General features: G+C 69.0%; 3 protein-coding genes and 1 pseudogene. 3 read left to right on the top strand and 1 reads right to left on the bottom strand.

Annotated elements, in window-relative coordinates; translation table 11 throughout:
* Nucleotides 1-328, bottom strand: a pseudogene (locus tag GA0070216_RS27190) (hypothetical protein); the annotation flags it as partial.
* 574 nt (nt 329-902) lie between these two features.
* Here GA0070216_RS27190 and GA0070216_RS27185 point away from each other — a divergent pair.
* From GA0070216_RS27185 to GA0070216_RS27175, 3 genes are all read left to right on the top strand, one after another.
* Nucleotides 903-1,907: an NAD-dependent epimerase/dehydratase family protein gene (locus tag GA0070216_RS27185; protein ID WP_091251970.1), complete on the top strand. Its 1,005-nt coding sequence runs from the start codon at nt 903-905 to the stop codon at nt 1,905-1,907.
* A gap of 447 nt (nt 1,908-2,354) precedes the next feature.
* Nucleotides 2,355-6,044 (top strand): LamG-like jellyroll fold domain-containing protein, encoded by a 3,690-nt coding sequence (locus GA0070216_RS27180; RefSeq protein ID WP_091251968.1) that lies wholly within the window; start codon nt 2,355-2,357, stop codon nt 6,042-6,044.
* A gap of 124 nt (nt 6,045-6,168) precedes the next feature.
* Entirely contained in the window at nt 6,169-13,077 is a 6,909-nt protein-coding gene (locus GA0070216_RS27175; protein WP_141723214.1) for a polymorphic toxin-type HINT domain-containing protein, read from the top strand.
* Nucleotides 13,078-13,084 lie beyond the last annotated feature (7 nt).

Raw genomic sequence — 13,084 nt, 5'->3', positions numbered from 1 at the left:
GCTTCGACTCCTGCAACGCGGTGGCGATGGAGACCACGGCGGCCCGCTCGTCCAGGCCCGACTTCTTGGTCGCGGCGATGATCGCCTTGACGTTGCCGGTCTGCTCGTCGTTCAGGTCGATGCGGGACTGGTCGCCCTGCACGCCGTGCGGGATCAGCTTGCCCTTGTCCACGGCCGGCTTGTCGGCCTGGACGGTGGCGGCGACGGGACGGGCGTCGAGGGTGGTGGTGTCGGGGGTGCCGTGGTTCAGCGGGCCGGCGGCCAGACCACCGGCGACGGCCAGACCGGCGATACCGAGAACACTCTTACGCAGAATGGTGGTGTTCATGATGGTGGTGTTCATGGGGAAGCTCCTTCGGGGGTAGACGCCCCGACCAGCCCGTAGGCCGGACGCGCCCGTGGGGACGGGCTGCGGAAGGGGGCGTGGGCACCACGTCGGGGGCGCTCATACGGGGGAAGTGCTTGCGGGGGTTCCGGTGGGGCTTGCCGCGTGGGGCGGTGGCCGCTCGTGCCGGGGTCAGGTGTAACGACCGGGGTCCCGGGACCATTCCCGCATGCATGCGGACTGGCCGGGTGCTGCTGCGGTCGTACGGGAGATGTAACGACCGTGGGTGCCCGGTCATTCCGCCGGAGGCCAAGGCGTCGTGCGGCTGGGGGTGGCCCTGCTCCCGGCAACCCGGTCGGGTGGTTCATGTCGCGCAGAGACCTTCATGCCTGCGCGTCACAAACATGCCCCAGCGGCATGAGCGTTTCTGAGGAAACCACCCATCCTGGCCCGATCCCCACCACGTGCGCTGGGAACCCAGCGGGGTCGGGGGTGGTGCGGGGGTTCTGCCGACGGCAGATCCGCTGCCGGTGAACAGGGTGCCGCGTCGGTGTCCTCAGGCGGCAGATTGGGACGCATGAGACTGCTGATGCTGGGTGGCACCGGGTTCGTCGGAGCCGCCATCGTGGCCGAGGGGGTACGCCGGGGCTGGACGGTGACGATGGTCAACCGGGGGATACACGGGGACACCCCGCCGGGCGTACACCGGTTGCGGGGTGACCGGACCGTGCCGGGCGGGTTGGCTGCACTGGCCGGCGGCGGGTGGGACGTGGTGGTCGACACCTGGGACGGCGCACCCCACGCGGTACGCGACGCCGCCACGCTGCTGCGCTCCGCCGGGCACTACGCCTACGTCTCCAGCGGCTCCGTCTACGCCCCGCCCGTGCTCCCCGGGATCGGCGAGGAATCGCCGGTGGTGGTGGCGTCGGCCGACGACATCCGCGACGACGACTACGCCCGCTGCAAGGCGGGCGGTGAACTGGCCGCGACCGAGGTGTTCGGGGAACGCGCACTGCTGGTGCGGGCCGGGCTGATCCTCGGGCCGGGGGAGGACATCGGCCGGCTGCCGTGGTGGCTGCGCCGGGTGGCCCGGGGCGGTGACGTTCTCGCCCCGGGGCCGGCCGACCTGCCCGTGCAGTACGTCGACGTCCGGGACCTGGCGGCCTTCACGCTCGACCTGGCCGCCGAGGGCGTCGGTGGTGCCTTCAACGTGATCAGCCGTCCGGGGCACACCACCATGGGCGGGCTGCTGGCCGAGGCGGTGGCGGCGACCGGCGGCGATGTCCGGCTGCGTTGGACCGCCCCCGAGGTGATCCTCGCCGCCGGGATCGCACCGTGGAACGACCTGCCGATCTGGATTCCGCCGGGCCACGAGTACCGCTGGTTGCAGGAGCGTGGCGTCGAGAAGGCGTACGCGGCGGGACTGGCCTGCCGCCCGGTGGCCGAGACGGTCGGTGACACCTGGCGCTGGCTAAGCCGGGTGGGGGCGGTCCCGCCCCGGGCGGGGCGGCCGGTGCGGTCGACCGTCGGCCTCGACCCGGCCCGGGAGGCCGCACTGCTCGCCACCCACCATCCAGCCTGACCACGCATCCTCGGTCGCTTCGGGCGGGTGCTGCCCGCTCCGGAGGGCGGACGCCCAGCACATCGGGCGATCTAAATATCGCCATTAGTTCCTTTTGTTGTCTACGCAAGGTAATCAATGTAGACAACCAGCGTTAACCGGCCCTAGGGTTCGACCGCTGGTGCTCATCTGCACGGGGGATTCCATGGTGAACGGTGGCTAGCTGCTGCCTGGGTACGGGGTTGGCGCGATTCGTCGCCGGGCCCTCGTGGTGGTGCGTCCGGTGGACAGCGTCCACGCGTCCAGGGCCCTCCTCCGCCCGGCGCCGCCGCCCCCGCGCGAACTCGGGAGCCGGTCGCCCTACTCATCCCGTCTGCACATTCTGCCGTTGACTACGCCCGTGGAGGCATCGTGACACCCGCTCCTACCGACCCCACACGCCTTGGCGGACCGACAGCCGGGCGTCGGGTGACCGCACTCGTCGCCCTGGCCGGACTGCTGGCCGGTTCGGTGGCGACGGGAGCCGGGGCGGCGCAGGCGACGCCGGGGTCCCCTGCGCGGGCGGTGGGCGATGTCTCGGTGGCACCGGATGCGGCCTCGGCGGTGACCGCCGCGAGGCGGTCGGGTCACCGGGTCGAGGTGGGATCCGCCCGCACCGAGTTGACCCAACTGTTCGCCAATCCGTCTGGCGGATTCACCGCCGAGGCGGCGGTGATGCCACAGCGGGTGAAACGCGACGACGGGTCCTGGGTGAACATCGACCTGTCGCTGCGGCGGTCGGCGGACGGCTGGGCGCCGAAGGCCTCGGCGGCGCAGGTGCGGTTCTCCGACGGTGGACGCGGCCCGGCGGTGGTGCTGTCGCGCGCCGGCAGGACGTTGTCGTTGTCGTGGCCGGACGGATTGCCGAAGCCGACGGTGTCCGGCGAGGCGGCCACGTACGCGGAGGTGCTTCCCGGCACCGATCTGGTGTTGCGCGCGACGCACACGGGCTTCACCCACGTCTTCGTGGTACGGACACCACAGGCCGCAGCGAACGCGCGCCTACGGGAGTTGCGCTTCGACCTCGGGGGCGAGGCGCAGGTCAGGCAGGGCGCGGGCGGGCGGCTGTCCGCCGTCGTGGACGGCCAGGAGATCGCATCGGCCGAGTCGGCGGTGATGTGGGATTCGACCACGGGGTCGGGCGACGCCGGTCTGGCGGGCAGGGCGTCCGGCGGGACGGTGACCAGGTCGGGTCCCTCGACCAGCTCCACGGCCGCCGCACCCGGTGACCGGGCCAGGACGGCGGCCGTCCGCGCCGAGGTCTCCGACGGGCAGCTGGTCCTCCGCCCCGACCCGCAGCTGCTGACCGGGGGGAAGGCCACCTTCCCGGTGTTCATCGATCCGGCCTGGTCGACGGCGAAGTCCCGGTGGGCCTACGCCACACAGAACAACTCCAACAACACGGATACCACCATCGCCCGGGTCGGTAAGGACCCTGACTCGGGGAAGATCTACCGTTCGTACTTCGACTTCCCGCTGTCCGCCATCAGGGGCAAGCACATCGAGTCCGCGTACGTGCAGATGAAGCTGGACCACTCCTGGTCCTGCACCGACACGCCGACGTACCTGTACCACTCCAACGGCATCGCCTCGACACCGCGCACCACGTGGGCACCCAAGCTGCACAGCCAGAAGTCGACCGCACAGTCCCACGCCAACGAGGGCTTCGGCTGCTCGGACTCTCCCCAGCCGGACATGACTGTCAACTTCACCGGGTCGGCCGTGACGTCGCTCATCCAGACCCATGCCACGAACAACTACTCCAACGTGACCGTGGGGTTCTGCGCCTGTAGTGGCACGGACGGCTCGGGTGAGTCCACCACCGACCGGTGGAAGAAGTTCTGGCCCAACAGCGCGAAGCTCGTCGTCGACTACGACTCGGTGCCCGGAGCGCCGTACAGCCTCCAGACGTCCGGGGTGGCCTGCGCTCCCGGACAGCGGATCAGCATCGGCACGCTCACGCCCACCTTCTCGGGCATCTTCCCGGACGCCGACAAGACCCAGGCGTTGACGACCGCCTACGAGTGGCTGCAGGTCCCCAGCACCGGCACCTATGGCGACTCGACTCCGCGCAAGCCCGCCCCGTTGGGTGCGTCCGTACCGGCCGGGGGGCGCTCCACGACAGCATCGTTGCCCGCACTGACCGAGGGGCAGGTGTACGCGTTTCGGGCCCGGGCCACCGACCCGGCGCCGTACAGCAAGACCAGTGCCTGGTCGGCCTGGTGCGAGTTCCGGATCGACACCAGCATCCCGCCCGTGGTGGTGACCCGTAGCGGCCCCGACGAGCCCCTGCCCGGTGAGAAGGTCACCTTCGGCTTCTCCTCCACCGACACCAGCGTGACGAAGTTCCGGTACGGCTGGACCTTCCCCGGCACCATCGAGGTCCCGGCGACCTCCGCCTGTAGCTACCACGTGCCGACGGGCACCAACATCTGCTACCGGATCGGCTCGGTGTCGCTGTCCGTGCCGAAGTACGGCCAGAACACGCTGCACGTCCGGGCGTACGACGGTGCGGGCAATCCAGGGGACGCCTCCGCCGAGTTCATCGCCGGCCGGCCGTCGCCGGCGATCGCGCGGTGGGGCCTGGAGACTCTGCCCGGCGTCGGTACGAGCGCGGCGCTGGCGGACGCCCAGCCGGCGCTGGGCGGCGACACCCCGCTGACGGCCAGCAACGTCGCGTGGGCCCCGGACGTGCGGATCATCAAGGGCGCGACCAGCACCTTCAACGGCACCTCGTCGCACCTGCACACGACGGGGCCGGTGGTCGACACCTCGAAGTCGTACGGCGTCGCGGCATGGGTACGGCTGTCCGCGCTGCCCACCCAGAACATGGCAATAGCCACGCAGGCTGGCGATTGCATGTACGGCTTCTTCTTCGGGGTCTACGTCTCGGACGGCGTACCGAGGTGGGACGTCACCACCCGAAGCAACGACTGCGCGGCGTCGGCCACCTACACCAACGTGAGCCCGGAGAACACCGCGATCACGAGTGCGGACGTCGGGCGCTGGCAGCACGTGGCCTTCTCCTACGACGAGGAGGCGAAGCTGATCACGCTGTTCGTTGACGGGGTGCCCGTCGCCGCTGAACCGTGGACCACCGCCTGGAGCGCCAGCAACGGGTTCCAGGTGGGACGCAACGCCGCCGGTGGTCTCACGAACAACTTCTTCCAGGGCTCTGTCGCCCAGATGCAGGTGTACAACCGGGCACTGGTGCCTCACGACTTCACCGGACAACGCCGGGACGAGGAAGGCTCCGGCGGCTTCGACGAACCGGGCATGCTGAAGCCCGTCCGGGTGGGCCAGTGGACCTTCGACGGGGCCGTCGGCTGCTACGAGGAGAATCCCTCCGACTGGACGCTGTGCATGAGTCCGGAGAACACCTCCTTCGGCCGTCGGATCGCCTTCACCAAGGGCGTCGACGTCGGCGACGGCAGCCGCGCCAGCTTCCTCTCCTTCGACTCCCAGGCCATCGACGACCCCACCCAAACGACCGTCGAGTACGGCCGGAGCCAGGATGACGTGATCGGCAATCCGCAGAATCCGAACTGGCAGGACGGACGGGTGCTCCGTACCGACCAGTCCTTCTCGGTCTCCGCCTGGGTCCAGCCGAGGTCGCTCGGCATCCAGACCGCCGTCTCACAGATCGGCACCAAGCAGTCCTCGTTCTATCTCGGCCAACGCACCAAGGTCGTCAGCGGGAACCCCGTCAACTGGTGGTCGTTCAGCATCTTCGGCATCGACAGTGATTCCCTGGGTGGTCGGTTCGCCGACGCGTTCATGACGTCCCGGAACATGACCGAGGAGGCGGACCTGTCCCACTGGACACACCTGGTCGGCGTCTATGACGCTTCCCTGCGCGAGGTCCGGCTCTATGTGGACGGCAAACCCGTGGCGACGACCCCGTTCGGCACCGGCTCCTTCACCGGGGCGTTCGACGCGACCGGCCCGCTGTACGTGGGCGCCGCCCGCTTCACCCCGCTCGGGGCCGCCACCCAGCTGGTCGACCGTTGGCACGGCGACATCGACGACGTGGGTCTCTACCAGGGTGCGCTGAGTGACAACGACGTCCGTGAGATCAACGAGACCGAAGCCGTCAGGGAAGCCGATGTCACCGGCTGACGGCTCGCCGAGCACCACGCGCACACCCCCGTCAGCCGCGTACGCGATCCCCGCTGGGAGTCTGGTGAAAACCTCTGTAGGACGTGCTGCCCCCAGGCGCCGCTTCACCCAGGTGGTCGCGGCGGTGCTGACCTCCGTACTGGTCGTCTCCGGCATGACGGTGCCCGCCCAGGCGTCCCCGGGGTCGGTCACCCTCAGCCGACAGCGGGAGAAGCTCGACCGGGACGGGCAGACCGCCCAGGGGAGGGCTAATCCCACCAGCCCAGCCACCAGCGCGAAGCTGAGCCCGCCGGTGTGGCCCGCTCCAGGCCGGGCGTCGGTGACCCTACCGGCCGTCGACGACGAGCGCCGGGCAGCACCGGCCCGGGTGAAGGCGGGAAAGCTGCCGGTCACGGTGAGCCGGGCACCCGGCGCGGCGGGAGCCGACACGCCAGCGGTCTCGGTGGAGATACTGGACCGGGCCGCCGCACCGGAACGCTGGCGCAACGGCCTGCTGCTGCGGCTCGACGGGACCGCCGAGGGCAGCGGTGCCGACCGCGCGACCGCCGCGGAGCGATCGAGCGCGGTGACCGTCTCGGTCGACTACCGGGCCTTCCGGAACGCCTTCGGCGGCAACTGGTCGTCCCGGCTGCGGCTGTGGCAGGTGCCGGAGTGCGCGTTGCGGACCCCGGACCGGGCCGGATGCGCGGCGCAGCCGTTGCCCTCGCGCAACGACGGCTCGTCGGTGAGCGCCGAGGTGCCCCTCGGTGCGGATGTTGCCGGTCGGGCCGGGACTACGGCTCCGTCGCTGGTCGCGCTGGCCGCAGGCGCGTCGGGTCCCGAGGGCGACTTCGCGGCCACCCCGATGTCGGCGAGCGCGACCTGGTCGGCCGGCACCTCGACGGGTGGCTTCTCCTGGTCGTACCCGATGCGGATGCCGCCGACGATCGGCGGCCCCGCGCCCAGCCTCGGGCTTTCCTACACCTCCGACAAGGTGGACGGGCAGTCGGACGCGTCCAACAGCCAGCCGTCCTGGGTCGGTGAGGGTTTCGACCTCTGGTCGGGTTACATCGAGCGCAGCTACGTGCCGTGTGCCGACGACATGTCCGGCGGCAACAACAGCACCAACCGCACCGGTGACCAGTGCTGGCGATCGGACAACGCCACCATGTCGCTCAACGGGCGGGGCGGCGAGTTGGTCTACGAGGCGGGCAAGGGCTGGCACAGCCGCAACGAGGACGGCTCCAAGATCGAGAAGATTGGTGGGGCGACCAACGGCGACAACGACGGCGAGCACTGGAAGGTGACCACGCCGGACGGTGTGCAGTACTTCTTCGGCCGCAACAACCTCCCGGGGCAGAGCACCGCGACGAACTCCGCCTGGACCGTGCCGGTGGCCGGCAACCACACGAACGAGCCCTGCAACGTGTCGTCGTTCGCGTCGTCCTTCTGCGACCAGGCGTGGCGGTGGAACCTCGACTACGTCGTCGACCCCCGCGGCAACACGGTGTCGTACTGGTACGACAAGGAGCTGAACCGGTACGCCAAGAACGCCACCTCGACCAACAAGGCCGAGTACGTGCGCGGCGGCGTGCTCAAGCGGATCGACTACGGCACCTGGGACCGTGGCACCAGTGACCGGTCGGTGACCCCGCTGGCACAGGTGCTGCTGGAGACACAGGACCGGTGCGCGGCGGACTGCCAGACCCACGACGCCGCACACTGGAAGGACGTCCCGTGGGACCAGGACTGCGCCTCGGGGGCGGCGAACTGCGGGGAGAACTACGGCCCGACGTTCTGGACCACGAAGCGGCTGTCGAAGGTCACCACCCAGGTCTGGGACACCACGAAGACCACACCCGCCTGGCAGCCGGTCGACTCGTGGACCCTGGGACACACCTATCCGGCGGTCGGTGACGGCAGTGACCACGCCGGCATGTGGCTCACCTCGCTCGTGCACCAGGGTCTGGTCGGCGGCACCGCGACCATGCCACCGGTGACGTTCGAGCCGGTGTCGATGCCCAACCGGGTGCTCACCAAGAACAACACCAGCAACAACCGGATGCGGATCGGCAACATCCTCACCGAGACCGGCGGCAAGATCCAGGTCAGCTACAGCCAGCGCGACTGCACCTCCACCAGTCTGCCGTCCGCGCCGGAGACCAACACCCGCCGCTGCTATCCCGTGGTCGGCCCGGACCCGTCCGACGCCGACGTCGAACTCACCGAGTACTGGCACAAGTACGTCGTCACGCAGGTCTCCGAGTCCGACATCAAGGTGATGGTCGGCAGCACCGACCACGGCCAGCCGGTGCAGAACACCTACTACAGCTACCTCGGCACCCCGGCCTGGCACTTCGCCGACGACAACGGCCTGGTCAAGCCGAAGCGCAAGACGTGGAACCAGTTCCGTGGCTACGCCCAGGTGGAGGTGCGCAAGGGCGACGCCCCGGCGCAGACCCTGACCCGGACCACCTTCCTGCGCGGCATGCACGGCGACCGGGTGAGCAGGTCGGGCAACGCCAAGCGCACCGTCACCGTGGCCGCCAGCCTGGGCACCGAGACGGTGTACGACGAGGACCAGTTCGCCGGCATGGTCCGGGAACAGGTCGTCTACAACGGCGTCGACACCAAGCCGGTCTCCAAGACGGTCAACGTGCCGTGGCGTTCACCGGCCACCGCGACCCGCACCATCAACGACGACGAGGTCACCGCCCGGTACACCAACACCCGGGTCGCCTACAACGCCACCGCGCTGGGCGTCGACGGGGCCGGGGGCTGGCGGACCGCGCGGACCGTGTCGACCTTCAACGACACGTACGGCACCACCGACACCATCCAGGCCGACGGGGACGTCGCCAGCACCGGCGACGAGAAGTGCACCACCTACCTCTACAACCGGAACGCCACCGCCAACATCCTGCAGACCGTCAAGCAGATCACCGTCAAGGCGGTGCCCTGCGCGACCGCGCCGGCAACCCAGGCCGACATCGTCGCCGACGAGCAGAAGTTCTACGACGGCGCGAGCAGCGTCGACACCGCGCCGACCCGGGGTGAGGTCACCCGGATCGACAAGCTCAAGGACTGGTCGTCCGCGGGCGGCACCGTCTGGCAGACCACCAGCCAGGCCACCTTCGACGCGTACGGCCGGCCGCTGACCGCCACCGACAACCGCGGTCGGACGGTGACCACCGAGTACACCCCGGCCACCGGCGGGCCGGTGACCACGGTGACCACCAGGACGCCGGACCCGAACGGTGGCACCGCCGACTGGGTCAACACCATCGACACCCGGCCCTACTGGGGTCAGCCCGTCCGCACCACCGACTACAACGGCCGTCTCGCCGACCTGGAGTACGACCCGATGGGTCGACTCGCCAAGGGCTGGGAGGTCGGCTGGGCGAAGGTGGACCATCCGACGACCCCGTCGGTCGAGCACACCTACTCGTACGCGCCGAACCGGGACGCCTACCCGTACACGGAGACCCGCAAGCTGCACGCGGGCGGCGGCTATCTCACCTCGTACGAGATCAAGGACGCCTTCCTGCGTCCCCGGCAGACGCAGACCGCCGGGGTGGGCGGCGACCGGGTGGTCACCGACACCCTGTACGACGCCACCGGCCGCGCGGTCACCAGCTACCAGGCGCACGCCGAGCCGGGCACGCCCGAGGGCGCGCTCTGGTGGGAGCCGGAGTGGTCCGTGCCGACGGTCACCAGGACGCTGCACGACAACGCCTCCCGCGCCACCGACCAGATCCTCTTCGGCACCGACGGCGTCACCAACCTGGTGGAGAAGTGGCGCACCACGACGAAGTACCTGGGTGACTCGGTCAAGGTGACCCCGCCGGAGGGCGGCACGGTCACCACCACGAAGACCGACATCGAAGGCCGGACCATCGAGCTGCGTCAGCAGACCGACGACGCCCAGGCCACCCCCGACCTCGTCACGACGTACGCCTACAACCGCAAGGGTCAGCTCGCCAAGGTCACCGACACCGACGGCAACGAGTGGGTGAACACCTACGACGTCAAGGGCCGGCAGATCACCGCGAAGGACCCGGACAAGGGCACCACCCAGACGACCTACACGGTGTACGACGAGGTGGAGACGACCACCGACCTCAACAACACCGTGCTGGTCAACGAGTACGACGGGATGGGTCGGCGCAAGGCGCTCTACACCGGCAGCGTCGCCGCGGCGAACAAGTTGGCCGAGTGGAAGTACGACAAGCTCTACACCGGGCAGACGCTGCGCGGCCAGCTGACCGAGAGCATCCGCTACGAGTCGGCTGGCTCCACCAACGCCTACAAGTGGCAGGCGCGGACCTTCAACACCCGCTACCAACCGACCGGCGCGAACTACGTCATCCCCGCCAGCGAGGGCAGTGGGCTGGGCGGCACCTGGATCTACAGTTACGGTTACTCGTCGTACGACGGCAGCCCCACCAGCATCACCTATCCGGCCGCCGGGGGCCTGACCGCCGAGACGGTGCAGACCGGGTACGACGCGACGACCGGCCTGCCGACCCAACTGTCCTCCAACCTGACCAACGTCGGCCGCTACGTGATCGGGCAGGACTACACCCGCTACGGCGAGCCCACGCTGACCACCCGCAAGACCGACGGCGGGGTCTACGTCCAGGACGACACCTACTACGACGCGGTGACCCGCCGGGTGACCCGCACGACGGTCAAGCCGGAGACGGCCACCGGCCGGGTCAGCGACACCAACTACGAATACGACGCTGCGGGCAACATCCTGTCGATCGCCGACACGCCCCAGGTCGGGGTGGCCGACACGCAGTGTTTCCGCTACGACGAGCTGCGCCGGATGCGGCATGCCTGGACCCCCAAGGCCGGTGTCGACTGCGCCGCCGACCCGACGGTCGCCGACCTCGGTGGCCCGGCCCAGTACTGGCACGAGTGGACCCTCGACGAGGTCGGCAACCGGAGCACCGAGAAGGTGCACACGGCGGCCGGCGACACCGTCCGGACGTACACCACGCCCACCGGCGGCACCAACGTCGTCCGTCCGCACGCCGTCACCTCGGTCCTGACCGAGGTGCCCGGCCAGGCCGACGTCACCACCAACTACAGCTACGACAACGTCGGCAACATGCGCTGCCGGCCCGTCAGCGGTGCCGCGAACAACTGCACGACCGGCGCGAACTCCCAGACCCTGAACTGGAACGCCGAGGGCAGGCTCGCCTCGGTGAGCGTCGGCGGGCAGACCGTCGAGACCAACATCTACGACGCCGACGGTGCCCGGCTGGTCCGGCGGGACACCACCGGCACCACCCTCTACCTGCCCGGCCAGGAGATCCGGCGGGACAACAGCTCCATCGTCACCGGCACCCGCTACTACAGCTTCGCCGGCAAGCTGGTCGGCAACCGTACGCCGACCGCGTTGACCTGGCTCTTCTCCGATCACCAGGGCACCCAGCAGACGGCCGTCAACGCCGCCACCCAGGCGGTGACGATCCGCCGGCAGACCCCGTACGGCGACCCCCGTGGCAACCCGCCGCTCTGGACCAACAGCAAGGGCTTCGTCGGCGGCGACAAGGACCCCACCGGCCTGACCCACATCGGGGCCCGACAGTACGACGCCGGCCTCGGTCGGTTCGTCTCGGTCGACCCGGTGCAGGACCTGGCCGACCCGCAGCAGTGGAACGCCTACGCCTACAGCAACAACAGCCCGATCACGTTCTCCGACCCCACCGGCCTCAAGGCGTGTGCCGACGATGCCTGCCACAGCGGCGACTTCGAGGACATGTTCGGCAACTTCCACGACGGCGCGGCGAACAACGACGGTTGTAACGGCAAGTGTGGTGACGACGACTGGGCTGAGGCCCAGGCGGCCAACAATGCCGGTGGGGGCAACGGCGGTGGGGGCGGAAAGGGCGGCGGCAAAAACGGTGCTCCCACCAACGAGCAGATCAAACGGGCCAACGAGATCAAGAAGCAGAACGCGGTCTCGATCATCATCAAGGCCGGTGGCGAGCTTCTACTCGATTTCTTTGGCGTCAAAGACATCCTGGACTGCATCCACGGTGACCTGGCGGCATGTGCCTGGTCGCTCGTCGGCATGCTGCCGATCGGCAAGGCCATCCAACTAGCCCGCAAGGCCGGTTCGGCAGTCAAGCTGATCGGCCGGGCCGCCAAAGCCCTTATCAAGTGGTCCGATGAGACGAAGTGGGCCGATGACGTCATCGAGCAGGCCTCGTGTCAGATAAAGCGGCACAGCTTCGTTCCTTCGACCAAGGTGGTGATGGCCGCCGGCGGCACCAAGGCCATCGGTGAGTTGAAGGAAGGCGACGAGGTCGTCGCCACGGACCCCGAGACGGGCCGGACGGAAGACCGGGAGGTCACCCGGACCCACCGTCACGAGGACACCGAGTTGACCGACCTGCGGGTCGCGGCGGCCGGCAAGCAGACCACCATCGAGACTACCCAGCACCACCCGTTCTGGAGCGAGACCCGCCACGACTGGATCGACGCCAAGGACCTGCGGGTGGGGGAGCGGCTGCGGTCGCTCGACGGTAAGCGGGTGACGCTGCGGGCCTCGCGCTCGTACACGGCCACGAAGGTCATGCACGACCTGACCGTCGCCGACATCCACACGTACTATGTACTCGCCGGCACCACGCCGGTACTCGTACACAACTGCGGTGGCGGCCTCCTGCATCCTGGTAGAAATGGCGCGGATGATAGTCCTCAAGACTGGATTCCGATGAGTTCATGGACGAGGAGTGGTGCGAATCTGGCGGAGGGAAACCATCACTTTGTGGTCATGTCAGATAAGTCAGTTCGGACTTTCCATGAAAGCATCTGGGGGATCGCGCCGGGCGCTGGTCACACAAGCCTCTCGCGGGGAAAGGGTGTGCTGGCTGCTGGCACTTTCGACGTGGGTCCGGGTGGAGTGATCAATCGATTCGACAACTTCTCGGGTCACTATCGGCCAAGTGCGTCTACCGAAAGCGTTATACGCAGCGCCTTGAATCGGAACGGCTTCAACCTTAACAATGCGCGATGGGATCCGTTCAAATTCAACTAGGCGCTAA

Origin of the sequence: Micromonospora matsumotoense (genome assembly GCF_900091525.1) — a bacterium.
GTDB classification, from domain to species: Bacteria; Actinomycetota; Actinomycetes; order Mycobacteriales; family Micromonosporaceae; genus Micromonospora; species Micromonospora matsumotoensis.
This window is presented reverse-complemented; position numbering and strand designations above follow the sequence as displayed.